Origin of the sequence: Nocardioides sp. L-11A, from assembly GCA_029961745.1 — a bacterium.
Classification (GTDB): domain Bacteria; phylum Actinomycetota; class Actinomycetes; order Propionibacteriales; family Nocardioidaceae; genus Nocardioides.
The window spans coordinates 5,630,836-5,656,459 of sequence record CP124680.1 but is presented as its reverse complement, the minus strand read 5'-3'; the positions used below and the strand labels follow the sequence as shown (position 1 = coordinate 5,656,459).

Genomic DNA, 25,624 nt, shown 5'->3' with positions numbered 1-25,624 from the left:
CGGGGCTGCCGGCGTCCACGCGACCCCTTTCCGGCGGCGGACGGGCGGGACTGGCGGCGAGCGAGTACAGTATGATTGAAATCAAGTACGACACTATTGAAGGTAGATACCACCGTGACTGAGACCCACTCCCCGGCGCCCGCCGTGGCCGGCCTTCGCGTGATCTCCCCCGAGCAGTGGGGCGCCGACCTCGGGCTCGTGCAGGGCGGGACCTTCCGCGAGATGGTCGGACCGGCCTCGGGTGCGCAGCGCCGGAGCATGCACCACGTGCGGATCGACCCCGCCGGGACGACGGTGCCGCTGCGCCACGACGGCGAGGCCGTCTACTACGTGGTCGAGGGCACTCCGGTCGTGACCGAGCTGCTGCGTCACCGGCGGGACAGCCACCGGCTCGCGCCGGGGTCGATGATCCACCTGCATGCCGGCGCCACCTACGCGATCGAGTCCGACCAGGGGGCGGTGCTGATCGGCGGGCCGTGCCCGGTCGATCCCGCGCTCGGCGCCGCCGCGGCGCCGTACCTCGAGGAGTCGCGGCTCTCCGTGTACCACCGCGACCGTCCGGGCCTGATGGTTCCGTTCATCTCCCGTGACGCCCGGCTCGTCGTGTGGCTGGGTGCCGGCGCGGTCGACGCCAACATGAACTACGTCGTCCTCGAACCGGGTGAGCGGAACAAGGAGCACGTGCACGCCGAGTCCGAGGACACCATCCACATCCTCGAGGGCCGCGGCACGGCCGAGAACGTCAGCACGGGCGAGCGCTTCCCGATCGGTCCCGGCGACACCGTGCACATCGAGATCGGCACCTGGCACGCCGTCGCCGCCGACCGCGGCGAACGGGTGGTCAGTGTCGGCGGCCCGTGTCCGGCCGACACCGACATGCTCCGCGCCGCCGGGGTCGACGTCGCGGACATCATGGAGAAGATCGGTCGATGACCCCCGTGTCCGACAGCGTCGCGATCGCGCTCGAGCAGGTCGAGGTCGTCCCGGGTCGCCCCGAGCAGAACCGTGACCTGTGTCTGCGGCGTGCCGAGTCGGCCCTCGCCGCCGGTGCCGATCTCGTGGTGCTGCCGGAGCTGGCCATCGGCGGCTACGTGGTCGATCCCGGCCGTGCGCGGGAGGTCGCGGAGCCGCTCGACGGGCCGACCACGGCCGCGTTCTCGACCCTCGCGGGGCGGACCGGCGGCATGGTCGCCTACGGCTTCTGCGAGTCCGCCGGGTCCGGACGGCAGGACGCGGAGCTGTTCAACACCGTGGTGGTGGTCGACGGTGACGGTCCGGTGCTGCACTACCGCAAGCTGCACCTGTTCGACCGCGAGCTGGAGGCCTACACCCCGGGCGACCGCGGCCTCCCGATCGCCCGGACCCGGTTCGGTGTCCTCGGGGTCTGCATCTGCTACGACCTGCGCTTCGTCGAGGTGCTCCGCGCGATGTCCCTGCGCGGCGCCGAGATCGTGCTCGCCCCGGCCGCTTGGGTCGGCGGGTACGACGCGCGGGTGCCCACCGCCGGCGCCACGCGGCATGCGGAGTCGGTGATCGCGCAGGCGAACCTCGACCAGGTCGCCGTCGTCGCGGTCTCCCAGGTGGCCGGGGCGGGAGCCGGCGGTCCGGCCACGCTCGGCGGCTCGGTCGCGGTCGACGCCTACGGCGAGCTGTTGGCCGGCCCGCTGTCGCGCACCGGTGCCGACGCGGCGGTGGTGCGTGTGGACCTGGCGGCCGTCCGCGCGGCCCGGGTGCGGAGTGCGACGATCCGACCCAGGGAGGATCGCCGTACCGATGTGTACGCCGTGCAGTACCGAGGGGAGACCTGGTGAAGCCCGCAAACTTCGAGTACGTGCGTCCGGCGAGTCTGGAGGAGGCTCTCGCGGAGCTGGCCAAGGACCCGGACGAGAGCAAGGTCCTCGCCGGCGGGCAGAGCCTGGTCCCGATGATGAACTTCCGGTTGGCCCGCCCCGAGCGGCTGATCGACATCAACCGGATCCCGCTGCTGGAGGGCGTCGAGTCGGTCGGGGACCGCGTCGTGATCCGCGCCCGGACCCGCCACCTCGCGTTGCAGAACCTCTCGATGGCCACCCCGCTGGGCAGCCTGCTGCGCACGGGCGCGGCCCACGTCGGACACCTGCCGATCCGCACCCGCGGCACCTTCGGCGGATCGATCGCGCACTGCGACGCGGCGTCCGAGTGGTGCCTGGTGGCCGGGCTGCTCGACGCCGAGATGACGGTGCGCAGCCAGGCCCGCGGCACCCGGACCATCCCGGCCTCGGACTTCTTCTGGTCGATCTTCACCACCGCCATGGAGCCGGACGAGATCCTCACCGAGGTGTCGCTCCCCGCCCTCGACGACAGCTACCGGACGGGGATCGCCGAGTTCGCGCGGCGGGCCGGCGACTTCGCGATCGTCGCGGCCACCGGTGCCGTCCAGATCGTCGACGGCGTGGTCCGGGACGCTCGCGTCTGCCTGGGCGGGGTCAGCGAGGTGCCCTTCCGCAGCGCGGCGGCCGAGCAGGTCCTGCTCGGGCAGGAGTGGGGTCCGCGTCTGCTGCGTGACGCCGCCGAGGCGGCCGCCGACGAGGTGGACCCGCCCTCGGACAGCCATGGCGACGGCGAGTACCGGCGCGACCTCGTCCGAACACTCCTGCCGCGTGCCCTCGCCGGAGCGGTGGGATGACAGCCGTCGTGCCTCCGAGCTGGACCGGGCGGAGCCTGCCCCGGGTCGAGGATCCCTCGATCCTGCGCGGCCACGGGCGCTACGTCGCCGACGTCGCGGCCCGGGACCGCTGCTGGTATGCCAAGTTCGTCCGCAGCTCGATCGCCGCGGGGCGGATCGTGGGGATCACCGCTCCGCCGGGGGTGCGGATCTACACCGCCGCGGACCTGGACGGCGTGGGTGAGATCGTCGCTTCCCTCGCGCGCCCGGACTTCGTCACCACGCGCCAGCCGATCCTGGCTCGCGACGTGGTGCGGTTCGTCGGCGAGCCGGTGGCCATGGTGCTGGCCGAGACCGAGGCCGAGGCCGAGGACGCGCTGGAGCGGGTGGTCGTCGAGATCGAGCCGCTGCCGGCGGTGCTCAGCGTCGCCGACGCCACCGCCGACCAGGCGCGGCTGGTGCACGACGTCGACTTCCCCGGCGACCCCAACACGGTGGTCGACGGGCGGATCCACACCCCGGGCTTCGACGAGGTCTTCGCCGCCGCGGCGCACCGGGTCAGCGTCCAGGTGGGGTCGGCCCGACAGAGCGCGATGCCGCTCGAGGCCCGGGCCAGCCACGCGGCGTACGACCCGGCGACGGGACGCACCACGCTGCACGTCACCACCCAGATGCCGCACGTGATCCGGACCGGTCTGGCCGACGTTCTCGGCATCCGGGAGGACGACCTGCGGGTGATCGCTCCCGACGTCGGCGGTGGGTTCGGCGCCAAGATGGCCCTGGCCCGCGAGGACGTCATGGTCGTCCACGCCGCCCGTCGACTGCGTCGCAACATCGCGTGGATCGAGACGCGCGAGGAGAACTTCATGGCGGCCTGGCACAGCCGCGAGCAGGTGTACGACGTCGAGGGCGCCTTCACCGAGGACGGCGACCTGCTGGCCGTGCGGGCCGACCTGCGCTGCGACGTCGGCGCCTACAGCTGCTATCCGGTCACCTACGGCGTCGAGCCGCTGATGGCGATGGCCGAGCTCACCGGCCCCTACGCGGTACGCGAGTACTCCGTCCGCTCCCGCGCGGTGCTCAGCAACAAGTGCCCGATCGCCCCCTACCGCGGTGTCTCGCGCCCGGTGCAGGTGCTCGCCATGGAGCGACTGATGGACGTGGCCGCCCGCCGGCTCGACATCGATCCGGTCGAGCTGCGGATGCGCAATCTGGTGCACGAGTTCCCGCACCGGATCCCCAGTGGCCTGGTCCTGGACAACGCCTCGCACCGTCAGACCCTGGCAGCGGCCGCCGACCTGGCCGACGTCGCCGACTTCCGCCGGCGGCAGCGGACGGCCCGGGACGAGGGACGGCTGCTGGGCATCGGGTTCTCCTCCTTCGCCGAGCGCACCGGCTACGGCACGCCCGCCTTCGCCGCTCGCTCGGCGCCCTTCGAGCTCAAGCCGAACGCGGTCGCGGACGTGATCACCCCGGGCTTCGAGCGGGTGGTGCTGGCCATGGACAGCTCCGCCGGCGTCACCGTCCGGATCGGCGCATCGCCGCACGGGCAAGGCCTGCGGACCGCTCTGGCCCAGGTGATCAGCGACGAGCTGGGGGTGGCTCCCGACGAGGTCCGGGTGATCCACTCCGACACCGACGCGACACCGTACGGCTGGGGCAGCTTCGCCAGCCGGGCCATGGTGATGGCCGGCGGTGCCTCGCTGCTCGCCGCCAGGGAGCTCGCGGGCCGGCTGCGGACCTTGGCCAGCAGTCGCCTCGGCGGCCTGCCCGGCGACATCGACCTGAGCGACGGCGAGGCCCGCCACCGGGAGACCGGCGAGTCGGTGCCGTTCTTCGTGCTCGCTCGGGACACCTACCACTCCTCCCACCTGATCCCCGACAAGGGCGAGCCGGCGCTCGAGGCGACGGCGACCTACGATCCGTCGGGCACGTTCGCCAACGCCTGCCATGTCGCGGAGGTGGAGGTGGATCCCGCGACCGGCGCCGTCGCTGTCACGAGGTTCCTGGTCGCCGAGGACGCGGGCCGGTTGGTCAACCCGGCCATCGTCGACGGCCAGATCCAGGGCGGGGTCGTCCAGGGGATCGCCAACGCCCTCTTCGAGGAGCTGATCTACGACGACCGCGGTGTGCTCGTCACCACCTCGCTGATGGACTACCTGCCGCCGACCCTGCACGAGGTGCCGGACATCGAGATCGCCCACCTGGAGACCACGTCACCGCAGTCGGTGACCGGCGCCAAGGGTGTCGGTGAGGGCGGCACCATCGGAGCACCGGCGGCGATCGCGAACGCCGTCTCTGACGCCCTGGCCCACCTGGGCATCGACGTCAACCACCTTCCCGCCACCCCCCACCGCCTCCGCACGGCCATCAGATCAGCGCAGGCCGCGCAGGCCGCCGACATTTCCGACAGGGAGACCGCCTCATGAGCCAGACCGTGCCCATCCGTCTCTATGTGAACGGCGATCGCCACGACATCGAGATCGAGCCCCGTCGTACCCTCGCGGACGCGCTGCGCGACGACTGCGGGCTGACCGGCACCCACCTCGGCTGTGAGCACGGGGTGTGCGGCGCCTGCACCATCCTCGTGGACGGCAAGCCGGTCCGGGCCTGCCTGATGTTCGCGGTCCAGGCCGAGGGTACGTCGATCCGGACCGTCGAGGGTCTGGCGCCCGACGACCAGCAGTTGCATCCGGTGCAGCGGGCGTTCTGGGAGAAGCACGGCCTGCAGTGCGGATTCTGCACGCCCGGCTTCCTGATGCTCGTCGCCGGTCAGCTGGAGGAGAAGCCCGATACCGACGAGGAGGAGATGCGCGACGTGCTCTCCTCCAACCTGTGCCGCTGCACCGGCTACCAGAACATCCTGAAGGCGTCGATGGCGGCCGCGGAGGAGATGTCGGGATGATCGGGGCCCGGGCGCTCCGGCTCGAGGATCCCGTCCTCCTGCGTGGAGCTGGCCGCTATGCGGCCGACACCTATCACGCGGGCGAGCTGCACATGCGGGTCGTGCGCTCGCCGGTGGCACACGGCCGGGTCCGCTCGGTCGACGTCGCCGACGCCCTCCGGCTGGACGGGGTCGTCGCCGCGTGGAGCTACGACGACGTCGCCGACCTGCCGGCGATCGGGTTCCGGCTGACGCCGCGTGAGGAGCTGCTCCCCTATCGCCAGCCGGTGCTGGCGCGCCGCGTCGTCCGCTACGTCGGCGAGCCGGTCGCGGTGGTCTTCGCGACGTCGGCCTATCTCGCCGAGGACGCCGCGGAGCGGGTGGTGGTGGAGATCGACCAGCTGCCGGCGCACGTCGACCCGGACGCCGACCCCGTGGCCTGGGTCGACGCCGAGCAGGCCACCTGGGCCGCCGGGCTGGGCACCCCCCTGCCGGAGCAGGACTCCGAGGCCACCCGCTTCGTGACCGAGTACGGCGACGTCGAGGCCGCCTTCGCCACCGGTGCCGGGCGGATCATCGAGCTGGACGCGGTGATCGGCCGCCATACCGGTGTGCCGATGGAGTGTCGCGGACTGGTCGCGCGCTATGTCGAGGCCGATCAGGAGCTGGTCATCGACGGAGCGGCCAAGGTCCCGTTCTGGAACAGGGACGCCATCGCCGACCTGACCGGTCTCACGCCCTCCCAGGTGGTGGTCCGCGAGACGCACGTGGGCGGTGGCTTCGGCCCGCGCGGCGAGCTCTATCCGGAGGACGTCCTGGTGGCCCTGGCGGCGATGCGGCTGCGGGCACCGGTGAAGTGGATCGAGGACCGGCAGGAGCACCTGCTCGCGACCAACCACTCGCGCGGCCAGCACCATCGGCTGCGCGCGCTCGTCGAGGAGGACGGGTTCATCCGCGCCCTGGACGCCAGCTTCACCCTGGACCAGGGCGCCTACGTCCGCACCCACGGGGCGACGGTCGGGTCGCTGACCTCCTCGATGCTCCCGGGCCCGTACGTGATCCCGCACTTCCGGGTGGAGGCGCACGTGCGGTTGACCCACAAGACACCGCACGGGACCTATCGGTCCCCCGGACGGTACGAGGGCACCTTCGCCCGCGAGCGGCTGGTCGACAAGATCGCCGCCGAGCTCGGCCTGGGCCGTGAGCAGGTCCGGCGCCGCAACTTCATCGCCGTCGAGGACATGCCCTACGAGCGGCCGATCCAGGCCATGGGCACCTCGATGGTCCACGACTCCGGCGACTACCGGCTGCTCCTGGACAAGATGAGCGAGCGCTACGACTTCCCGGGCATCCGGGCCGAGGTCGCCGCCCGGCGCGCGGCCGGCGAGGCGGTCGGCTTCGGCTTCGGCTACTTCGTGGAGAAGAGCGGGATCGGCCCCGTCGAGGGTGCCCGGATCTCGGTCGACACCCGAGGCCGGGTGAGTGTCACCTGCGGCGCGTCCTCGGTCGGTCAGGGCGTGGACACCGTGCTCGCCCAGGTCGCCGCCGAGACGCTCGGCATCCCGCACGACGAGGTCCGGGTCGTGCGTGGGCGCACGGACCGGTTCGGCTACGGGCGCGGCGCCTTCGCCACGCGGCTCTCGGTGATGGCCGGCTCGGCCGTGGCGAACGCGGCGGCCGCCCTGCGGGACAAGGCGGTCCGGGTCGCCGCGCACGAGCTGAAGGTCAGCGTCGAGGAGCTCGAGCTGGCGGACGGCGCCGTGCGGCTGGTGTCCGATCCGGGGACGCGTCTGTCCCTCGCCGAGATCGCCCGCCTGCTCGAGCCGGTCCGCGCGGTCGAGATCAAGGAGGACCCGGGTCTCGACGCCGACGGGTGGTTCCGCTCCGACCACATGACCTATCCCTACGGGCTGCACGCGGCCGTCGTCCGGCTCGACGCCGGCACCGGCCAGACGGTGGTCGAGCGCTACCTCGTCGGGTACGACGTGGGCCGGGCGCTCAACCCGACCCTGGTCGAGGGACAGATCGCGGGCGGTGTCGCCCAGGGCCTGGGCGGCGCGCTCTACGAGGAGTTCCGCTACGCCGACGACGGCACACCGCTGTGCACCACCTTCATGGACTACCTGATCCCCACGGCGCACGAAGTGCCGCCGATCGAGATCCTGATCACCGAGGACGCCCCGAGCCCGATCAACCCGCTCGGGGTGAAGGGTGCCGGGGAGGGCGGCGTGACCGCCGTCGCCGCGGCGATCGCCTCCGCCGTCGACGACGCCCTGCAGCGGCCGGGCGCGATCACCTCGGTGCCGATCCGCCCCCAGGCGGTGCACGACCTGGCCGCCCGCGTCACCGGCTCCCGGCCACCGGCTGACGCGGCCACCGGCTGACGCGACCACCGGCTGACGCACCCGCCGTACGACCTCCACCCACTCCCACCGAGCTCGTCCACCCAGAAGGAGAACACGCAATGCGCATCGTCGACCTGACCCATCCCTGGGGCATCCACACGCCTGGCTGGGTCGGCTACCCGGGCGGGAAGCTCTACTACACCCAGAACCTGCAGACCAACCAGATCGTCTCGCAGAAGATCGAGACGTCCCTGCACTCGGGCACCCACCTCGACGGCCCGATGCACGGCACGGACGGCGGCCTGGACATGGCCTCGCTGCCGCTGGACAAGCTGATCCATCCCGGCGCGATCGTCGACGTGTCCGACACCTGCACGGACTGGGACTTCATCGAGCCCGAGCACATCACGTCGAAGGTGGAGGTGAGGAAGGGCGACATCCTGATCATCCACACCGGGTTCATCGACTACTACCAGGGCATGCCGAAGCAGGACCTGGTCCGCTACTTCACGATGCACCCGGGCGGCAGCCCGCGACTGGCCGAGTGGATGGCCGACATGGAGATCCGCTGGTGGGGCATCGACGCCGGCTCCGGCGACCACCCGATGAACACCACGATCCGCAACATGCGCCCCGACCTGCTCAAGAAGTTCGAGGAGCACGTGGGCATGCCGTACCAGGAGTTCCTGGGCGAGTACTCCTACACCCACCACCTGTCCGGTCGCGAGATCACCTCCGACATCTTCCCGATGCACCACCTGGCCTTCCAGGACGGCTGCATCCACGCCGAGAACGTCGGCGGCGACCTCAAGACGGTGCTGAACCAGCGCGCGATCATCGGCGCCTTCCCGTGGAAGATCGAGGGCGGCGAGGCCTGCCCGTGCCGGATCATGGCGTTCTTCGACTGCGGCGCCGACGAGGTCATCGAGGGCTTCGCAGGCGCGGGGAGCTGACATGCTGCTGCAGAACGAGTTCGAGATCGATGCGGACCTGGAGCGCACCTGGAGCCTGCTCACCGACCTGGAGCAGGTCATGCCGTGCATGCCCGGGGCGACCCTGGAGGGTCGTGAGGGCGAGAACTACCTCGGCGCGGTGAAGATCAAGGTCGGTCCGATCGGGGCCCACTTCCGGGGCACGGCGCACTTCGCCCACCAGGACGACGCCGCGCACTCCGCGGTGATCGCCGCCGCGGGCACGGACCCCAAGGGGCAGGCCACCGCCAGCGCCCAGATCCAGGCCCGGCTCGAGCAGGTCACCGGCACCCGGACCCGCGTCGTCATCGACACCGACCTCGACATCACCGGCCGGATGGCCCAGTTCGGGCGGGGAGCGATCGCGGACGTCAGCAACCGGCTGATGGGCCAGTTCGCCGCCAACCTGGGCGAGCTGCTCAGCGCGCCGGGCACCGCGGCCGAGCAGGCGACCGACCTGCCGAGCGTGCCGCGGCCCGCCGCGTCGCGCCCCGCGGCTGCTCCCCTCCGGCCGGCGGCCGGGGCCGACGAGGCCGGCATGGACGTCCTGGCCCTGGTGCTGCCCATGGTGCGGGAGCGCTACGGCCAGGCGATCGCGGGCGGCCTGATCGGCTTCGTGCTGAGCTGGCTGGCCTTCGGCCGGAAGGCAGGCACGCGATGAGCGCCCGCCTCGCCTCCCTGCGCCCCGAGGACCTCGACCAGGACCAGCGCGCCGTCTACGACGCGATCGCCGGCGGCGACCGGGCCAAGGGCGTCCAGCACTTTCCGCTGGCCGCGGACGACGGATCGTTGAACGGGCCGTTCGGGATCATGCTGCACGCCCCCGGCGTCGGCGCGGTGCTGCAGGAGCTCGGCGCCACCATCCGCTACCGCACCGACCTGACCACCCGCTCCCGTGAGATCGCGATCCTGCTGGTCGCACAGGCGAGCGGCAGCGAGTTCGAGTGGTGGGCCCACGAGCGGGTCGGACGGGCCGCAGGGTTGACCGACGAGGAGCTGATGCAGCTCTCGATGGGCCGCTTCGCCGGCACCGACCAGACCGAGAACGCGGTGGCCGCGCTGTCCGTCGTCCTGCTCACCTCGGCAACCGTGAGCGAGGAGGAGTACGCCGCCGCGGAGGCGGTCCTCACCGAACGCCAGATCGTCGAGGTGACCACGCTCGTCGGGTACTACCGCCTGCTCGCCCAGCTGATGACGGTCTTCGACATCCGGGTGCCCGGAGGCGAGCAGGAGCCGCCTCCCGCCCACCGGCATGCCCACTGAACCGCCCACCCCGAGGAGTACGTCATGCCCCGCGCCGCCGTCCTGACCGAAGGTCGACTCGTCGTCCAGGATCTGCCCACCCCCGAGCCCGCCGCCGGTGAGGTGCGGGTCGGGGTCACCCTGGCCGGAGTCAACTATTGGGAGATCATGCAGCGCGACGGCCGGGTGCCCGCACCCGAGCGTGGGGTGCCCGGTCGTGAGGGCGTCGGTGTCGTACGCGAGCTCGGGCCCGGCGTCGATGGACTCGTGGTGGGGCAGCGGGTGGCCTGGTCCTCCGTCGACGGCAGCTACGCCGAGGAGGTGACCGGACCCGCGGCAGGATTCACCCCGGTCCCTGACGGCCTGGCCGACGAGACGGCCGCCGGGTTGCTGTTCCAGGGCATGACGGCGCACTACCTGGCCACCGACGCCTGGCCGCTGGGCGAGGGGGATGCGGCCGTCGTGACCGCCGCGGCGGGTGGCGTCGGGCTGATCCTGACCCAGCTGCTGACCCGGCGCGGGGTCCGGGTGACCGGCCTGGCGTCGACCCCGGACAAGGCCGCGGTGGTGCTCGCCGCCGGCGCGGTCGACGTACTCGGCTATGACGATCCCGTCGCGGAGCGCAGCGTCGCCGCGGTGTTCGACGGCGTCGGCGCCGACGTCCCGCGCCGTCTGCTGGCGTCGCTGCGGCCGCGGGGCGCGATGGTCCTCTACGGCGCGACCTCCGGTCAGGAGTCCGACCTCGGGACGCTCGATCTGGGCCAGGGCTCCTTCTTCCTGACCCGGGCCGCGGGACGCGACTACCTCGGCGACGCCGTGGCACGCGCCGCGCGAGCGGCCGAGCTGCTCCGTGCCGCGGCCGCGGAGTCGCTCACCGTGCACATCGGTGGACGCTGGCCGCTGGCCGACGCGGAGCGCGCCTGGGAGGCTCTGACGTCGCGTGCCAGCCGGGGCAAGCTCCTGGTGGGTGGGTGAGGCCGGTGCCGCCCCGGCCGCGTGCGTAGGCGTCGGACTAGACTCGCCCGCCGTGACCGAGTCCGCGGATCCCGCAGCCGACGCCAGCCGAGTCCAGGCTGGCGAGCCGCTGCGCTTGGTCGACGTCCAGGCCGCGGTCGCCGCCGAGCTGGACCGGATCGCGCCGGTGATCGACGAGCTCGGCGCCCGCTTCGCCGCCGCCGGACACGAGCTGGCCCTGGTCGGCGGGCCGGTGCGCGACGCGATGCTCGGCCGCCGGTCCAACGACCTCGACTTCACCACCTCGGCCCGCCCGGAGCAGACCGACAAGATCCTCAAGGCCTGGGGCGACGCGTGGTGGGACATGGGTCGCGACTTCGGCACCATCGGCTGCCGCAAGGGCGACTGGGTGGTCGAGGTCACGACGTACCGCTCGGAGTCCTACGACCCCGGCTCCCGCAAGCCCGAGGTCCAGTACGGCGACACCCTTGCCGGCGACCTGGGCCGGCGCGACTTCACGGTCAACGCGATGGCGGTGCGGCTGCCGGGCCGCGAGCTCGAGGACCCGTACGGCGGTGTGATGGACCTGGCCCACCGGGTGCTGCGCACGCCGGGAACGCCCGAGCAGTCCTTCTCCGACGATCCGCTGCGGATGATGCGCGCCGCGCGGTTCGCCGCGCAGCTCGGCTTCTCGGTCGACCCCGCGGTCGTGGCGGCGATGACGGACATGGCGGACCGGATCACGATCATCTCCGCCGAGCGGGTGCGCGACGAGCTGGTGAAGCTGGTGTGCGCGCCGTACCCGCGGCGGGGGCTGGAGCTGCTCGTCGAGACCGGGCTCGCCGATCGGGTGCTGCCGGAGCTGCCGGCGCTCAAGCTCGAGCGCGACGAGCACCACCGGCACAAGGACGTCTACGAGCACACCCTCACCGTCCTGGAGCAGGCGATCGACCTGGAGCCGCGGCTCGCCGAGCGCGCCGAGATCCCCGCGCCCGACTTCGTCTCCCGCTTCGCCGCGCTCATGCACGACGTGGGCAAGCCGAAGACCCGCCGCTTCCAGGACGACGGGGTGGTGACCTTCCACCACCACGATGTGGTCGGCGCCAAGCTCACCCGCAAGCGGATGAGGGCGCTGAAGTTCAGCAACGACCAGATCGACGCCGTCGGCGACCTGGTCGAGCTGCACCTGCGCTTCCACGGCTACGGATCCGGCGAGTGGACCGACTCGGCCGTGCGCCGCTACGTGCGCGACGCCGGCGACCAGCTCGAGCGGCTGCACGTGCTCACCCGCGCCGACTGCACGACCCGCAACAGGAGGAAGGCCGACCGGCTCCGTCGTACCTATGACGACCTGGAGGCCCGGATCGACCGGCTCTCCGCCGAGGAGGAGCTGGCCTCGATCCGGCCCGACCTCGACGGCAACCAGATCATGACGATTCTCGACATCGGTCCGGGCCGCGAGGTCGGGGAGGCCTACAAGTTCCTGCTCGAGCTGCGCCTCGACAACGGCCCGATGGCCGAGGACGCCGCGGCCGCCGCGCTCCGGGAGTGGTGGGCCGCCCGCGGCTGACGCCCGCTCCCAGCGCTCGGTCACCAGGGCACGGCGCCGTCGGTGTCGAAGAAGGCTCCTGACGGGCCCGCGTCGTCCAGGAGCGCGGCGCGCACCACGACGTCCGCCGCCTCCTCGGCCGGCGTCGGCGCGGCCGCGCGGTTGCCCGCACCGCCGAGGTCGGTCTGCACCCAACCCGGGCACACCGAGTTGACCTTGACCCGGGTGTCCGCGAGCTGCTTCGCCAGCGCCACCGTGAGCCCGTTGAGCGCGGCCTTCGAGGACTGGTAGGCCGGCACCACCAGCGCATGGTACGGCGACGCGGGGTCGAGCTGGTCGCGCAGCGAGCCCATCCGGCTCGACACGTTCACCACCCGTCCCCGTTCGGACTCCACGAGGAGAGGGAGCACGGCTGCCGTCACCGCGACGGCGCCGAGCACGTTGGTGCGGAAGGTGCGCCAGAAGAGGTCGGGGTCGAGCGGTCCGGCGGTGTGGGTCGCCGTCGCCTCCGGCAGGATCCCGGCGTTGTTGACCAGGATGTCGAGCCGGCCGTGCTCGCGGCGGATCCGGTCGGCCGCGGCGCGGGCGCTCGCCGCGTCGTCGACGTCCAGCGGCACGGCGCTGGCCCACACGCCCGCCGCGCGCAGCCCGGTGACGGCGGCGCGGGCGCGGTCGGCGTCCCGCGCGCCGATCACGATCGTCACGCCCTCCTGTCCCAGGCGTCGGGCCGTGGCGAGGCCGAGGCCGCGGTTGCCGCCGGTGACGAGGGCGACTCTGGAGTCGATGGTGGTCATGCGTCCAGACTCGCGCCACCGGACGGTGCGGGTCTGGCGGCAATCGGACGTCGCGACCTGTGACCGGGGTCACGTACCGTCGGTACGCTACCTGCAGGTAGTTTGCCGGGAACCGCCCAGTTCCCTCCGGAAGGCACCGTCATGGCCGACACCTACGAGAAGTTGCTCGAGGACTCCATCGAGATCGCCGCGCCCACCGACAAGGTGTGGAGCCTGGTGACCGACATCCCGGCCATGGCCAAGTGGAGCCCCCAGGTCGTGAAGTCGACCGTCAAGGGCGGGGTGGTCAAGCAGGGTGCGATCTTCAGCAACCTCAACAAGCAGGGCATCAAGCGCTGGCCGACCGGCGGCAAGGTGGTCCGGTTCCAGCCGCCGAGCGGGTCGACGGCCGGCGACTTCGCCTTCCGGATCCGCGAGAACCGGACCATCTGGTCCTTCCAGCTCGAGCCCACCGCCGACGGCGGCACCCGGCTGACCGAGCGCCGCGAGACCCCCGACGGCGTCTCCGGCGTCTCGATGGTGCTGACCAAGCTGGTCCTCGGCGGCCAGAAGCCCTTCACCGAGGAGCTGCGCCGCGGCATCCGGCAGACCCTCGAGCGGATCAAGGCCGAGGCCGAGGCCTGATCCCGACGACCCCCGGCCCGGGCACCCGGCCCCGGGCACCCGGCCCGGCTCCTGAGGCCGACCGGGCTCCCGGTTCAATAGGCGCGTGACCGAGGGCAGCCGCGCGACGAGGCTCGCGACCGTCGCGGTGGCGGTGGTCGTCCTGGTCGTCGCGGCGCTCGTGCTGCTGCTCCAGGACCCGAGCGGACCGCCGGACGGTCCGGGCGGTGGTCCGGGCGAGCCGACCTCGGTCCCGCCGCCGCCGTCCTCCGGTGCGACGCCGACCCGGACCGAGCCGCCTCCCCCGCCGCCCACCCCGACGGCACCGCCGACGTGCCCGACGCCGGCGCCGATCCAGCTGACCGTGTTGACCTTCAACATCCACTTCGGCACCGGTCACGACGGCCGCGGGGGGCTGGACCGGATCGCCGAGGAGATCACCACCTGGGAGCCCGACATCGTGCTGCTGCAGGAGGTCGACAGGGGACGTCCGGTCAGCGGCAACGTCGACCAGGCCGCCGTGCTCGGCGCGAAGACCGGCCTCCACCACGTCTACGGCGGCAACTCGCGCAACACCGGCGCGGGCCCCCGGGGCAACGCCATCCTCAGCCGGTTCCCGATCGTCTCCTCGGCCAACACCCACCTGCCGATGGCCGGCGGGCGGGAGCTGCGCGGCCTGCTGCACGCCCAGGTCGACGTCGGCGGCGTCCCGGTCAGCGTGTACGCCACCCACTTCGACCACCGCTCCCGGCAGGCCCGCACGGTCGCGGCGCGGACGGTCGTCCAGTTGATGGCGGCGGACCCGCTGCCCAAGGTGTTCGGCGGCGACCTCAACACCGGTCCCGACGCCCGCGCGATCGCGATCCTGCGCCGTTCCGGCCTGGGCGACGTCTGGGCGGTCGGGAAGGGCAAGGGGGCTACGGTGCCCGCGGACCGCCCCGGCAGCCGGATCGACTTCATCCTCCACGACGGCTGGTTCACGCCGCTCCAGGCCGAGGTGCTCTTCTCCGCGGTGTCCGACCACCGCCCGGTGTGGACCCGGATGCAGCTTCAGCCGCCGCCGGCCTGCTGAGGTTGGAGCCCGTCCCTCAGGCCGGGGTCGGGACCAGCCGCGCCTGCAGCGGGGCCGACCACCGCCGGACGAGGACGACGAGCGCGGCGCCGCCGACGAGACCGCCGAGGGCGACCGCCCACGACTCCTCGAAGCCGTCGTGGAGGAGCAGCCACGCCGGCAGCGCGGCGGTGAGCACGCCCTCGACCGCCGCGACCGCCCCCGTGATCGGGCCGAGTGCGGCCCGGTCCAGGCCCAGGAGCAGGAAGAACAGCGTCCACAGCACTGCCCACGACAGCCAGATCACGCCGAAGACAGGGGCGTCGGCACGCAGGCTGTCGATCCCGTGCCCGGCCGCGAAGACCGCCACGAACAGGGAGAACCAGCCGAGCCCGTGCCCGGGCAGGCCGGCCAGCGCGTTGATGCCCACCCACAGGTAGGTGAAGCCGAACAGGTACAGCGCCGAGGCGCCGAGAACCGCCTTCGGGTCGCCGCCCGAGGTCATCACGAGGTACGTCGGCGTGATCACCTGCATCGCGCCGACGAACAGGTTGAGCGGGGCGGCGGCCCGCGGGGTCAGCCAGCCCAGCAGCATGACCCCGTTCACGATGAGCACCGCGCCGACGTAGAAGAGCCCGATATCGCTCATGGTCGATCACCTTTCCTCCGGGGCCGCCGCCCGCCCGTGTGGGGCGGGCGGCGGCGGGCGGGTCACTTCGGCTGCGGCAGGATGTCCTGGTCGAAGATGTCGAGCGGGATCTTCAGGACGACGGCGGCGTTGGGGATGTCGACGACGCCGCCCACGTGCATCTCGCAGGGGGCGACCGAGATGATCGTGTAGGCCTGCTCGGGGGTGTAGCCGAACTTCCCGAGGTACTCGATCGCCTGCTCCACGACCTGGGTGACCGCCATCGTCGTGTCGAGGTAGCGCTGCTCCGTGCCGCCGGCGGACAGTCCGGTGAAGGAGAGGTACCGGGTGCCGAACTGCGGGTCGACGGGCGAGGGGCGGAACATCGGCGTCCGGACGCCGTAGCGGGCCATGCCGTCCTTGATCACGTTGAAGCGGTACCAGCCGACGCCGTCCATCTCGATGGCGTTCCAGGTGATCTCGCCGTCGCCCTCGGCGAAGTGGAAGTCGCCGCTGGAGAACAGCGCGCCGTCCACGAAGACCGGGAAGTAGACCCGGGAGCCGCGGGAGAGGTTCTTGATGTCCATATTGCCGCCGTTCTCCCGCGGCGGGATCGTCCGCGCGGCGGTCTCGGCGACCCGGGCCCAGTCGTCGCCCTCGAGGTCGCGGAGCACGGCGGTGTCGCGGGCGTCGGCGCGCGGTGCGGCCAGGCCCTCGGCGATGAACGGGTCCTCGCGCTCGTTCCAGGTGCGCAGCAGGTCGTGCGAGGGCGCGACGCCGATGATGCCCGGGTGGCTGATCGCGGGGATCTCGACCCCGGGGATCTGCCGGCTGGTCGCGAACAGGCCGTGCAGGTCCCAGACGGTCTTGTAGCCGTCGGGGAAGGAGGAGGCCAGCGGTCCGCCCATGCCGGGCAGGATGTTGGAGTAGCCGATGCCCGAGAGCGGCTGGACGTCGAGGATGTCGACGACCAGCAGGTCGCCGGCCTTGACGCCGTCGACCTTGACCGGTCCGGTGAGCGGGTGGGTGCGGGTCAGGTCGAAGGTGTGGATGTCCTGGTCGTCGTCGACGTCGCGGAGCTGGTAGTCGTCGTAGCCGCCGCTCTCCAGGATCAGCTCGTCGCCGAGGCCGACCTCGATGAGCGGCGGGATGTCGGGGTGCCAGCGGTTGTGGCCGAGGTGCTTCTGCTCGGCCAGCGGTACGCCGACCTCGCAGCGGAACCGCTGGACGCCGAGGTCGCGGTCGGGGAATCGGGATACGCCGGACCGGGTGAAGTCGGTGCTGTCGGACATGGGCTCGTGCCTCCGTTCGTCGGGTGTGACGCGGAGCACATTACTTCCATTTGGAATTAAATCAAGGGGTTCGGGTCAACAACCCCCGCAGCGCCTCGCGCTCCCAGTCGGCGAGCTCGGTCAGCTCGGCGGCGATCGCGTCCTGCACCGGCGCGCACAGCTCGTCGTACGTCGCCCGGCCGCGGTCGGTGAGCCGGACGAGCACTCGGCGACGGTCCAGGCCGTCGAGGGCGCGGTGCACCAGGGCGTGGTCGACCAGGCGGTCGACACTGCGCGTCAGCGTCGGTGCGGGCAGGCTCACCGCCTGCGCGAGGTCGGTCATCGTCTGGCCGCCGGGCCGGCTCTCGAGCGCGGCGAGCACCAGCCAGTGCGGGGTCTTGAGGGGGGTCGCGGCCAGCGCGGCGCCGATCGCGCGCTCCAACCGCGACGCGCGTCCGATGAGCAGCGCGGCCAGCTCACCATGCCCGGTCGTCATCGGCACCTCCTGTGTCCCTTGACCCGCCCGGTGTGACGATCCATACTCCCAGAATATTCCATTCGGTGATATTGGTGCGGGCTGGCCGGAAGAGGGGTGCGGTGTGGACGCGTTCCGCGTCGGGCTGGCGATCCCGCTGCAGGGACCCGGCGGGATCTTCGGGCCCTCCTGCGAGAAGGTCGCCGAGCTGGCTGTCGCCCAGCTCAACCAGGGGGCCGGCATCCTCGGTCGGCCGGTCGACGTCGAGGTGCTCGACGCCGGCGCGCCGCTCGAGCAGTTCTGCGACAGCACCGCCGCGGCGGTCGCCGCCGGGCGGATCCACGCGGTCGTCGGCTGGCACATCTCCTCGGTGCGCCAGCACATGGCACCCGTGCTGGCCGGCCTCGGCGTGCCCTACGTCTACACCTCGCTGCACGAGGGCGCCGACCGGGAGGCGGTGCTCTGCCCCGGCGAGACACCGTCGCTCCAGGTCGCGCCCGGGCTGCGCTGGCTGCGTGAGCAGCTCGGCATCCGGCGCTGGTCGATCGTGGGCGCCGACTACGTCTGGCCGCGCCGTACCGTCCGGGCGATCCGCACCTATGCCCGGGCCACCGGCCTCGACATCGTCCACGAGCAGTTCGTCCGCTACGGCTGCCGGGACTTCCGCGGCGTGCTCCAGGACGTGCGGGCCAGCAGCGCGCAGGGCGTGATCATGCTGCTCGTGGGACGCGACGCGGTGCTCTTCAACCGGCAGTTCGCGGCCGGCGGGCTGCAGGACCGGCTGGTCCGCTTCAGCCCGCTGATGGAGGAGAACATGCTGCTCGCCTCCGGTGCCGGCGCCACCCGCGACCTCTACGTCGCCGCGGCCTACTTCAACAGCCTGGTCACCTCCTCGGCGATCGACTTCACCGGCTCCTACGCCGACCGGTTCGGGCCCGGTGCGCCGGCGCTCAACAACGCCGCCGAATCCTGCTACGAGGGCATCCTCGCCCTGGCCGCCGCGGCCAGTGCGGTCGGCAGCGCCGACCCGGCCCGGATGCTCGCCGCCATCGAGGAGCACGGCGTCACCTACGACGGGCCGCGGGGCACGGTCCGGCTCGGCGCCGGATCGTCGTACCAGCAGGTGCACATCGCGCGGGCCGAGGACTACGAGTTCGACGTGCTCGGTCCGCTCGCCCAGGATTCGCTGGCCGGCTGAGCCCGGCCGTCCCGCCCCGGACGCGACGAGACCCCGCACCCGGGCCGGGTGCGGGGTCTCGTGCGAGCTGGTCAGACGCCCTTGATGAAGGCCTCGAGCTGCGCCCGGCCCTCGGTGTCCTCGATCTGCACCGGCGGGCTCTTCATGAGGTACGCCGAGGCGGGGATGATCGGGCCGCCGACGCCGCGGTCCTTGGCGATCTTGGCCGCACGGACGGCGTCGATGATGATGCCGGCGGAGTTCGGGGAGTCCCAGACCTCGAGCTTGTACTCCAGGTTGAGCGGGACGTCGCCGAACGCGCGACCCTCGAGACGGACGTAGGCCCACTTGCGGTCGTCGAGCCACGCGACGTAGTCGGACGGGCCGATGTGGACGTTGCGGTCGTCGGCACCCACGCCGGCCAGCGGGCCGTTGAGGTTGGAGGTGACGGCCTGGGTCTTGGAGACCTTCTTGGACTCCAGGCGCTCGCGCTCGAGCATGTTCTTGAAGTCCATGTTGCCGCCGACGTTGAGCTGGTAGGTGCGGTCCAGCGTCACGCCGCGGTCCTCGAACAGCTTCGCCATCACCCGGTGGGTGATGGTGGCGCCGACCTGCGACTTGATGTCGTCGCCGACGATCGGGACGCCGGCGTCCTCGAACTTCTTGGCCCAGACCGGGTCGGAGGCGATGAAGACGGGGAGCGCGTTGACGAAGGCCACGCCGGCGTCGATCGCGCACTGGGCGTAGAACTTGTCGGCCTCCTCGGAGCCCACCGGGAGGTAGGAGACGAGCACGTCGACCTCGGCGTCCTTGAGCGCCTGGACGACGTCGACCGGGTCGGCGCCGGACTCCTCGATGGTCATCCGGTAGTACTTGCCGAGACCGTCGAGCGTCGGGCCGCGCTGGACCTCGACCCCGAGCGTGGGCACGTCGGTGATCTTGATGGTGTTGTTCTCCGAGGCGTTGATGGCCTCGGACAGGTCCTTGCCGACCTTCTTGTCGTCGACGTCGAACGCGGCGACGAACTGGACGTCGCCCACGTGGTAGTCGCCGAACTGGACGTGCATGAGCCCCGGGACGGTGCTCGCGGCATCGGCGCCCCGGTAGTACTGCACGCCCTGGATGAGGGACGTGGCGCAGTTGCCCACGCCGGCGATCGCTACTCGAACCGAACCCATGGGGTTTCCTTCCTTGCTACTCATGACATCTCGTGAATGATCAGGTGGCTGACCTGTCGGTGCTGCGGTGCCGGTCAGGACGGCGTCGACGGTGCCGCCGGCGTCTCCGGTCCGGGTGTTGCCTGTTGCACGCTGCGTTCGGCGTTGATGAGCTCCGAGAGCCAACGGACCTCACGCTCGACCGACTCCACGCCGTGACGCTGCAGCTCGGCGGCGTACCGGTCGGCCTCGGCCTGCGTCATGGCCAGCTCGCGCTGGACGCGGTCGAGCCGCTCCTGGAGCCGGGAGCGGCGTCCCTCGAGGACGCGCAGCCGGATCTCCATGTCGGTGGAGGAGAAGAACCGGAACCGGATGTCGAAGTTGTCGTCCTCCCATGCGGTCGGACCCACCTCCGACATCAGGCGCGAGAACTCCTCGGTGCCCAGGTCGGTCACCTGGTAGACGATCCGCTGCCGCCGGGTCTGGGGGCCCGAGGGCACGGTCTCCTCGATGAGGTTGCCGCGGAGCATCTTCTTCAGCGCGGGATAGAGCGAGCCGTACGACAGCAGGCGGCCCCAGCCCAGCATCAGGTTGAGCCGCTTGCGCAGCTCGTAGCCGTGCATGGGTCCCTCGTGCAGCAGTCCGAGGACTGCGAGCTCGATGGTGTCCCCGCGCCGTGCCATGCGACCTATCGTAGCGATATATCCGCGGGACGTGAACTTCCGATGGATCGTGGGTGTCGATCCGAAGTGCGCGTCCGGGCCCGGGACCCGGGCAGGTCCGGTCCCGGCACGGGCCGAGCTCAGGCGCGGGTGGCGTCGGGCCTGCGGCCCTGCCCGATCCGGTGGAACCAGACACTCAGGCCGCCGAGCAGCAGTGCGCGCAACCCGCGGCCCAGGACCTGGGTGAGATCCTCCGCACCGGCGCCGCTGTCGGCGAAATGCTGGATCAGTCCCCAGATGAAGAACACCAGGGAACCCAGCGCGAGCGCACCGCACACCGTGGCCGCGATCTGGGCCCAGCGTGGGCCGGTGGCCTCGTGCCTCTGCCTCTTCGTCGATGCTGCAGTAGGCGGCTCGGGGATCGGCGGGATCCGTTCGGGATCACGGGCGGGCATGGGGATCACTCTCGGCGTAGCGCCGACGGCGCTGTCGATGGCGGCGACGAGTGCAGCAGTGTCGCCGGAGAGCAGGTTCGGTTCCACGTGGACCTGGAAGCCGTCGGCGCCGATGGTGGTCCGGGCGCCGTCCGGGTAGCAGGCCACGGCGACCGCGTCCGCCCACCGCACGCCGCTGGAACCGCTCGGACTGCTCACGCTGACTCCGGTGGCATCGACGTTGATCCGTGCGGACGGCTCGGCGACATAGCAGTAGACGGCGCCCCCGACCTCGACGTCGTTGTGCTCCGGAGCGATGGCGTACCCCGCCCAGTCGATGGCGCGGCGGGGGACTTGGACCAGGGACGACGCGTGCACCTCCCGAGCCACCGCCCGCAGTGAGTCAGCATCGACGGCGTCGAGCTCGGCGCGCAGCTGCTCGTCGGAGAGGGCGTCGTGTCCCAGGAGAAGGTCGGCGGCCTGTGCTGGCAGCCGCAGCGTGGCGAGATCAGGATGGTCGAGCATGGTGCGGGTCCGGTTGACAGCCGCCGCGAGGTCGTCCTCGGTGATCGGGCCGAGACGGAGTGCGGCGAGCACGTCGACCACGCCGCCGACGACCGCGTCCTGCTTCTCGGGCAGCGAGTCGGCGAAGGCGTAGACGACCGCTGTCGAGCGGTCCAAGGGCTCGTAGGAGGCTGTCGGCGAGTAGGAGTACCCGCCTACCTGACGCAGCTCGCGGTACAGCGCCTGCTCGAGGACCGACGTGAACACTCTGCCCACCGTGCTTCGTTCGACGAGGGCAGAGGCTGCGACGACGCCGTCGGGACCGAAATAGTAGGCGGGCCCCGGCGCCAGTACGGGCTCCACAGGGGGCGACGGCCGTCGCTCACCGGCAGGCAGGGCGAGGTCGAGCCCGTCAGGCACATCCTCGGCGGCCAGCCAGAGCACGGCGTTGTCGCGCGTGAACCAGCGCGCCGCCCAGTCCGTAAGGTCGTCGCGACCGATGCGGTGAAGTCCCAGTTCGGCGTAGCTGGCCAGTCCGTAGTCCTTGGCCCCGAAGCGCCACGTGTGCAGTTGGTCGGCAGGACCGCCGCGCCGCGCTGCCTCGGTCCGGAGCACCGACTTCTCGGTGTCCAGCCGGTCCAAGGGCAGGTCACGCAGCGCGCCGGCGACCCGGTTGAGGAAGGTGACGACCTCGTCGGGAGTGCCGCTGGCATGGAACGTCGTGAGGCTAGGGCCGGTCATGCCGTTGGAGTGCAGCTTCGTCGGGTCACTGAAGTGCAGCGCGAGGTGCTCGGTGAGGTGCGTGATGCCGCTGGTGGCGAGGGTCTCGTCCGCGTGACCGACGCGGAAGGTCAGCCCGCCGGCCCACCGTCCGTCGACCGGTGGAGCGAGCAGCAGCGGGATCCCCGCGACGTCGGCGTGCGGTCCGATCATGCGCCCACCACCGCCGAGAGGGCTCGAACCCGGTCCGCATCGTGTGCGGCACGCGGATCATTGAAGTACTGCCACGCGTCGAGGTCGGCGCAGGGACCGAGCGCCTCGAAGTGGCGGCGGGCGAGGTCATGTCGTCCGCCGATGGAGTGCAGACAGGCGAAGTAGGAGTGGTCGGTCACCCAGCGCAGCCCGGGCTCGTAGTCGGGGTGGAGCACGGACGCGTCCGCTGCGGCCGCCAACTCCTGCTGCACGTGCTCGCCACTGATATATGCGGAACCCTCGTCGACGAGGTCGAGCCAGTGTTCTCGATGAGCGAGGGCGATGAGCCGACCGGCCGAACTGCCGGGCCGGCCGTTCGCGAACGCCGTACGGGCGAACTCGAACATGAGCTCAGTCGAGCCCAGCCACTTGGACGCGAGAGTCTGCAGATGGGCACTCTGGGCGCCGACGTCGTCAGGGTCGACGGCAGCGAGACGGGCGTAGCGGCGTTGGGACTCGCTCAGTCCCACCTCCAGCCCGCGACCGGAGATCAGCCGGAGGCTGGCGACGAGTCCGTCGCCGGGGTCGGTCGCCGCCAGTTCGGTGAGCTCGCGCTCGGCCGCGACCAGCTTGGTTCGGAATCCGGTCCACTGCTGCTCATCGACGGTCGAGGCGGGACCGTCGCCGCGGATCAGCCAGGCCTCCCGGATCCGGAGGATGGCGACGAGTGTTCGGGTGAGCTGCGTGGGCGGCTGATCGACGAGGAGCGTCTCCGCTCCCGCGGTCTCGGCGGCGGTCCACGCCGCGAGACTGACCCGTTGTGGATCGCGGCCACGCCAGCCGTCGATGTAACGGGCGACCGGTTCCCACTCGGCGCCGAGGACCGCGGACCGGATTGCACCGATCTCGGGGAACAGGACCAACGGATCGAACTCGACGTCAGGCATGCTGACTCCTCATGCGTCGCCGGGGCCCCATGCTCCCGGACTGCCCCGGCACAGTAACCCGGTGACGACCGCCGTGGCCGCGAAAGTCGCGGGTGCATGACGTCTCAGAAATCGGGTCGGCTGACCACAGCGCCGTACCCTGTCCTGCGTGGTTCAGGGAAAACGGAAGTCCGCAGCGAGCTCCGCGGGGTCGAAGGGCCGCTCGAAGTCGCGCCCGAAGGACCGTACGCCGCGGACCTGGAAGCAGCGGCTGAAGAGGTTCACGATCTGGGGCCTGGTCGCCTGCGTGGTGATGGCCCTGCTCGGTGCCGCGGGCTTCTTCGTGGCCTACCGCTCGATCGACATCCCGGACCCGAACGCCGAATTCCTCACCGAGACCACCCAGGTCTACTACTCCGACGGCAAGGGTCAGCTCGGCCAGTTCGCCGTCCAGCGCCGTGACTCGATCGACTACGACGAGATGCCGCAGTTCGTGAAGGACGGCGTCGTCGCGGCCGAGAACCGGACCTTCTGGACCGACAACGGCATCGACCCCAAGGGCATCCTGAGCGCCGCCTTCAGCAACGCGCAGGGCAACACCACCCGCGGCGCGTCGACCATCACGCAGCAGTACGTCAAGATCCTCTACCTCACCCAGGAACGCACCTGGAAGCGGAAGATCAAGGAGGCCATCCTCTCGCTCAAGGTGAAGAACCAGCTGAGCAAGCAGGACGTCCTCGAGGGCTACCTCAACACGATCTACTTCGGGCGCGGCGCGTACGGCATCCAGGCCGCCGCCAAGGCCTACTTCGCCAAGGACGCCGCGGACCTGAACCTCAAGCAGTCCGCCGCGCTGGTCGCGATCCTCAACAACCCCAACGGCCTCGACCCGCAGGACGGCGACGCGACCGCGCAGCGCCTGCTCGGGCGCTACCAGTACGTCCTCGACTCGATGGAGGAGACGGGCGTGGCACCGGCGGGCGAGGTCTCGCAGGCCCGGGCGGCGCTGCCGAAGTTCCCGGAGATCAAGCAGAGCGAGCAGTACGGCGGCCAGCGCGGTCATGCCCTGACGATGGTCCGCAAGGAGCTGCTGCGGATGGGGTTCTCCGAGCAGGAGATCGACGGCGGCGGGCTGCAGGTCACCACGACGTTCACCAAGAAGGCGATGAGCGCGGCCGCCCAGGGCGCCGCTGAGCAGCGCCCCGAGGGCTTCAGCCCCAAGGATCTCCACGTCGCGGTCGCCTCGGTCGAGCCCGGCACCGGCGCGGTGCGCGGCTTCTACGGCGGCCAGGACTACCTCCAGTCGCAGATCAACTGGGCGGTGGCCGGCGGCCAGGCCGGCTCGACCTTCAAGCCGTTCGCGCTCGCGGCGGGCATCGAGTCGGGCTTCGAGCTGAAGGACACCTTCGACGGCAACTCGCCGTACGACCTGCCCGGCGGCGGCCGCCCGATCGAGAACCAGGGCGACCGCAGCTACGGCCGGGTGGACCTGATCCGCGCGACCGAGGACTCGATCAACACCGCCTACATCGACCTGACCCTGGCGATGCCCGACGGGCCGACCCAGATCATCGAGACCGCCAACGCGATGGGCATCCCGCCGGAGAAGGCGGCGCCGAAGCCGTACGGCATCCCGACCTCGAGCCCCGGCCTGCAGGCCAACACCGGCGTCTCGCTGGGCTCGCAGACGGTCAGCCCGATCAACATGGCCAACGGCTACGCGACCATCGCCAACCGCGGTGTCGCCGCCGACGCGTACATCATCGAGAAGGTCGTCGACCGCGACGGCGTCGTGCGCTTCAACCACGAGGTGACCACGCACGAGGCGATCCGCGAGGGCGTGGCCGACGACGTCGGCTACGCGCTGCAGCAGGTCGTCCGCTCCGGATCCGGTACGGCGGCCCTCGGCCTGCGGCGGCCGGTCGGCGGCAAGACGGGCACCGCCACCAACGGCCTCGGCGAGGTGTCCTCGGCGTGGTTCGTCGGCTACACCCCGCAACTGTCGACCGCCGTGATGTACGTGCGCGGCAAGGGCAACGAGCAGCTCAAGGACTGGCTGCCGTCGTACTTCGGCGGCGCCTATCCGGCCGACACCTGGACCGCCGTGATGACCCGCGCGCTCGACGGCGAGGACGTCGAGGACCTGCCGTCGGCCGCCTGGGTCGAGGGCGAGGCACCGTCCGACGGGCACGACAAGCTGCCGCCCCCGCCGCCCCCGAAGCCGAAGCAGACCAAGAAGCCGAAGAAGGAGAAGAAGGAGGAGCTGCCGACCCAGGAGCCGCCGCCTCCGCCTCCGCCGACGACGGAGATCCCGGTGCCGCCGACGACGCCTCCCCCGTCGACGCCGCCGCCGACCCCGACGACCCAGCCCACCGGCGGCCCGACGCTCCAGCCGGGACAGGGCGGCGGTCGCCCCCGCGCCCGCTGACCGGGTGAGCGAC

At 71.6% G+C, this 25,624-nt stretch carries 23 protein-coding genes; 15 read left to right on the top strand and 8 right to left on the bottom strand.

Annotated elements, in window-relative coordinates; translation table 11 throughout:
• The first annotated feature begins 114 nt into the window (after positions 1-114).
• From QJ852_27110 to QJ852_27060, 11 genes are all read left to right on the top strand, one after another.
• Complete coding sequence (locus QJ852_27110) at positions 115-933, top strand: cupin domain-containing protein (GenBank protein WGX96804.1); 819 nt, start codon at positions 115-117, stop codon at positions 931-933.
• Entirely contained in the window at positions 930-1,811 is an 882-nt protein-coding gene (locus tag QJ852_27105; GenBank protein WGX96803.1) for a nitrilase-related carbon-nitrogen hydrolase, read from the top strand. The genes QJ852_27110 and QJ852_27105 overlap by 4 nt, the downstream gene beginning before the upstream one ends.
• Positions 1,808-2,665 (top strand): xanthine dehydrogenase family protein subunit M, encoded by an 858-nt coding sequence (locus QJ852_27100; GenBank protein WGX96802.1) that lies wholly within the window; start codon positions 1,808-1,810, stop codon positions 2,663-2,665. The genes QJ852_27105 and QJ852_27100 overlap by 4 nt, the downstream gene beginning before the upstream one ends.
• On the top strand, positions 2,662-5,073 hold the full coding sequence (locus QJ852_27095; GenBank protein WGX96801.1) for a xanthine dehydrogenase family protein molybdopterin-binding subunit: 2,412 nt from the start codon (positions 2,662-2,664) through the stop codon (positions 5,071-5,073). The genes QJ852_27100 and QJ852_27095 overlap by 4 nt, the downstream gene beginning before the upstream one ends.
• Positions 5,070-5,549 carry a (2Fe-2S)-binding protein gene (locus QJ852_27090; protein WGX96800.1) on the top strand — a complete coding sequence of 160 codons (480 nt, stop codon included), beginning with the start codon at positions 5,070-5,072 and terminating at the stop codon, positions 5,547-5,549. The genes QJ852_27095 and QJ852_27090 overlap by 4 nt, the downstream gene beginning before the upstream one ends.
• Positions 5,546-7,912, top strand: a complete 2,367-nt coding sequence (locus QJ852_27085) for a xanthine dehydrogenase family protein molybdopterin-binding subunit (protein ID WGX96799.1) — start codon at positions 5,546-5,548, stop codon at positions 7,910-7,912. The genes QJ852_27090 and QJ852_27085 overlap by 4 nt, the downstream gene beginning before the upstream one ends.
• Positions 7,913-7,992: 80 nt before the next feature.
• Positions 7,993-8,826 (top strand): cyclase family protein, encoded by an 834-nt coding sequence (locus QJ852_27080; GenBank protein WGX96798.1) that lies wholly within the window; start codon positions 7,993-7,995, stop codon positions 8,824-8,826.
• Between the two features lies 1 nt (position 8,827).
• On the top strand, positions 8,828-9,505 hold the full coding sequence (locus QJ852_27075) for an SRPBCC family protein (protein WGX96797.1): 678 nt from the start codon (positions 8,828-8,830) through the stop codon (positions 9,503-9,505).
• Complete coding sequence (locus QJ852_27070) at positions 9,502-10,107, top strand: carboxymuconolactone decarboxylase family protein (protein ID WGX96796.1); 606 nt, start codon at positions 9,502-9,504, stop codon at positions 10,105-10,107. The genes QJ852_27075 and QJ852_27070 overlap by 4 nt, the downstream gene beginning before the upstream one ends.
• A 24-nt stretch (positions 10,108-10,131) precedes the next feature.
• Positions 10,132-11,061: a zinc-binding dehydrogenase gene (locus tag QJ852_27065; protein ID WGX96795.1), complete on the top strand. Its 930-nt coding sequence runs from the start codon at positions 10,132-10,134 to the stop codon at positions 11,059-11,061.
• A gap of 109 nt (positions 11,062-11,170) precedes the next feature.
• A complete protein-coding gene (locus QJ852_27060) occupies positions 11,171-12,610 on the top strand; it encodes a CCA tRNA nucleotidyltransferase (protein ID WGX99509.1) in 1,440 nt (479 codons plus the stop codon).
• A 20-nt stretch (positions 12,611-12,630) separates the two neighbouring features.
• Here the strand turns inward: QJ852_27060 and QJ852_27055 are convergent, their stop codons facing one another.
• Positions 12,631-13,383 (bottom strand): SDR family NAD(P)-dependent oxidoreductase, encoded by a 753-nt coding sequence (locus QJ852_27055; protein WGX96794.1) that lies wholly within the window; start codon positions 13,381-13,383, stop codon positions 12,631-12,633.
• Between the two features lie 141 nt (positions 13,384-13,524).
• On the opposite strand from QJ852_27055, the gene QJ852_27050 reads away from it, so the two are divergent.
• Together QJ852_27050 and QJ852_27045 are read left to right on the top strand one after the other, a co-directional pair.
• On the top strand, positions 13,525-14,007 hold the full coding sequence (locus QJ852_27050) for an SRPBCC family protein (GenBank protein WGX96793.1): 483 nt from the start codon (positions 13,525-13,527) through the stop codon (positions 14,005-14,007).
• 85 nt (positions 14,008-14,092) lie between these two features.
• The gene (locus QJ852_27045; protein ID WGX96792.1) at positions 14,093-15,058 is read left to right on the top strand and encodes an endonuclease/exonuclease/phosphatase family protein; all 966 of its coding nucleotides are present in this window, start codon (positions 14,093-14,095) and stop codon (positions 15,056-15,058) included.
• Positions 15,059-15,074: 16 nt separating this feature from the next.
• On the opposite strand, the gene QJ852_27040 is transcribed toward QJ852_27045, so the two are convergent.
• The 3 genes from QJ852_27040 to QJ852_27030 form a co-directional block, all read right to left on the bottom strand.
• Complete coding sequence (locus tag QJ852_27040) at positions 15,075-15,686, bottom strand: AmiS/UreI family transporter (GenBank protein ID WGX96791.1); 612 nt, start codon at positions 15,684-15,686, stop codon at positions 15,075-15,077.
• A 62-nt stretch (positions 15,687-15,748) separates the two neighbouring features.
• The gene (locus QJ852_27035; protein ID WGX96790.1) at positions 15,749-16,957 is read right to left on the bottom strand and encodes an acetamidase/formamidase family protein; all 1,209 of its coding nucleotides are present in this window, start codon (positions 16,955-16,957) and stop codon (positions 15,749-15,751) included.
• A 61-nt stretch (positions 16,958-17,018) separates the two neighbouring features.
• Positions 17,019-17,432: a MarR family transcriptional regulator gene (locus tag QJ852_27030; protein ID WGX96789.1), complete on the bottom strand. Its 414-nt coding sequence runs from the start codon at positions 17,430-17,432 to the stop codon at positions 17,019-17,021.
• A 103-nt stretch (positions 17,433-17,535) separates the two neighbouring features.
• On the opposite strand from QJ852_27030, the gene QJ852_27025 reads away from it, so the two are divergent.
• Complete coding sequence (locus QJ852_27025; GenBank protein WGX96788.1) at positions 17,536-18,609, top strand: substrate-binding domain-containing protein; 1,074 nt, start codon at positions 17,536-17,538, stop codon at positions 18,607-18,609.
• A gap of 71 nt (positions 18,610-18,680) precedes the next feature.
• Here the strand turns inward: QJ852_27025 and QJ852_27020 are convergent, their stop codons facing one another.
• From QJ852_27020 to QJ852_27005, 4 genes are all read right to left on the bottom strand, one after another.
• Entirely contained in the window at positions 18,681-19,766 is a 1,086-nt protein-coding gene (locus tag QJ852_27020) for an inositol-3-phosphate synthase (protein ID WGX96787.1), read from the bottom strand.
• Between the two features lie 74 nt (positions 19,767-19,840).
• A complete protein-coding gene (locus QJ852_27015; GenBank protein ID WGX96786.1) occupies positions 19,841-20,428 on the bottom strand; it encodes a PadR family transcriptional regulator in 588 nt (195 codons plus the stop codon).
• Between the two features lie 119 nt (positions 20,429-20,547).
• Positions 20,548-22,278, bottom strand: a complete 1,731-nt coding sequence (locus tag QJ852_27010) for a hypothetical protein (GenBank protein WGX96785.1) — start codon at positions 22,276-22,278, stop codon at positions 20,548-20,550.
• Positions 22,275-23,204 (bottom strand): hypothetical protein, encoded by a 930-nt coding sequence (locus QJ852_27005; GenBank protein WGX96784.1) that lies wholly within the window; start codon positions 23,202-23,204, stop codon positions 22,275-22,277. The genes QJ852_27010 and QJ852_27005 overlap by 4 nt, the downstream gene beginning before the upstream one ends.
• Positions 23,205-23,352: 148 nt before the next feature.
• Between QJ852_27005 and QJ852_27000 the strand changes: the two genes are divergently transcribed.
• Positions 23,353-25,611, top strand: a complete 2,259-nt coding sequence (locus QJ852_27000) for a transglycosylase domain-containing protein (protein WGX96783.1) — start codon at positions 23,353-23,355, stop codon at positions 25,609-25,611.
• The last annotated feature ends 13 nt before the right edge of the window (positions 25,612-25,624 follow it).

Excerpts from the sequence above, each read along its gene's own strand:
- QJ852_27050 (WGX96793.1), top strand. The coding sequence starts at position 13,525 with ATGGCCGACACCTACGAGAAGTTGCTCGAGGACTCCATCGAGATCGCC.
- QJ852_27005 (WGX96784.1), bottom strand. The coding sequence starts at position 23,204 with ATGCCTGACGTCGAGTTCGATCCGTTGGTCCTGTTCCCCGAGATCGGT.
- QJ852_27030 (WGX96789.1), bottom strand. The coding sequence starts at position 17,432 with ATGACGACCGGGCATGGTGAGCTGGCCGCGCTGCTCATCGGACGCGCG.
- QJ852_27095 (WGX96801.1), top strand. The coding sequence starts at position 2,662 with ATGACAGCCGTCGTGCCTCCGAGCTGGACCGGGCGGAGCCTGCCCCGG.
- QJ852_27010 (WGX96785.1), bottom strand. The coding sequence starts at position 22,278 with ATGATCGGACCGCACGCCGACGTCGCGGGGATCCCGCTGCTGCTCGCT.
- QJ852_27075 (WGX96797.1), top strand. The coding sequence starts at position 8,828 with ATGCTGCTGCAGAACGAGTTCGAGATCGATGCGGACCTGGAGCGCACC.
- QJ852_27020 (WGX96787.1), bottom strand. The coding sequence starts at position 19,766 with ATGGGTTCGGTTCGAGTAGCGATCGCCGGCGTGGGCAACTGCGCCACG.
- QJ852_27080 (WGX96798.1), top strand. The coding sequence starts at position 7,993 with ATGCGCATCGTCGACCTGACCCATCCCTGGGGCATCCACACGCCTGGC.
- QJ852_27065 (WGX96795.1), top strand. The coding sequence starts at position 10,132 with ATGCCCCGCGCCGCCGTCCTGACCGAAGGTCGACTCGTCGTCCAGGAT.
- QJ852_27105 (WGX96803.1), top strand. The coding sequence starts at position 930 with ATGACCCCCGTGTCCGACAGCGTCGCGATCGCGCTCGAGCAGGTCGAG.
- QJ852_27090 (WGX96800.1), top strand. The coding sequence starts at position 5,070 with ATGAGCCAGACCGTGCCCATCCGTCTCTATGTGAACGGCGATCGCCAC.
- QJ852_27055 (WGX96794.1), bottom strand. The coding sequence starts at position 13,383 with ATGACCACCATCGACTCCAGAGTCGCCCTCGTCACCGGCGGCAACCGC.
- QJ852_27035 (WGX96790.1), bottom strand. The coding sequence starts at position 16,957 with ATGTCCGACAGCACCGACTTCACCCGGTCCGGCGTATCCCGATTCCCC.
- QJ852_27085 (WGX96799.1), top strand. The coding sequence starts at position 5,546 with ATGATCGGGGCCCGGGCGCTCCGGCTCGAGGATCCCGTCCTCCTGCGT.
- QJ852_27040 (WGX96791.1), bottom strand. The coding sequence starts at position 15,686 with ATGAGCGATATCGGGCTCTTCTACGTCGGCGCGGTGCTCATCGTGAAC.
- QJ852_27015 (WGX96786.1), bottom strand. The coding sequence starts at position 20,428 with ATGGCACGGCGCGGGGACACCATCGAGCTCGCAGTCCTCGGACTGCTG.
- QJ852_27070 (WGX96796.1), top strand. The coding sequence starts at position 9,502 with ATGAGCGCCCGCCTCGCCTCCCTGCGCCCCGAGGACCTCGACCAGGAC.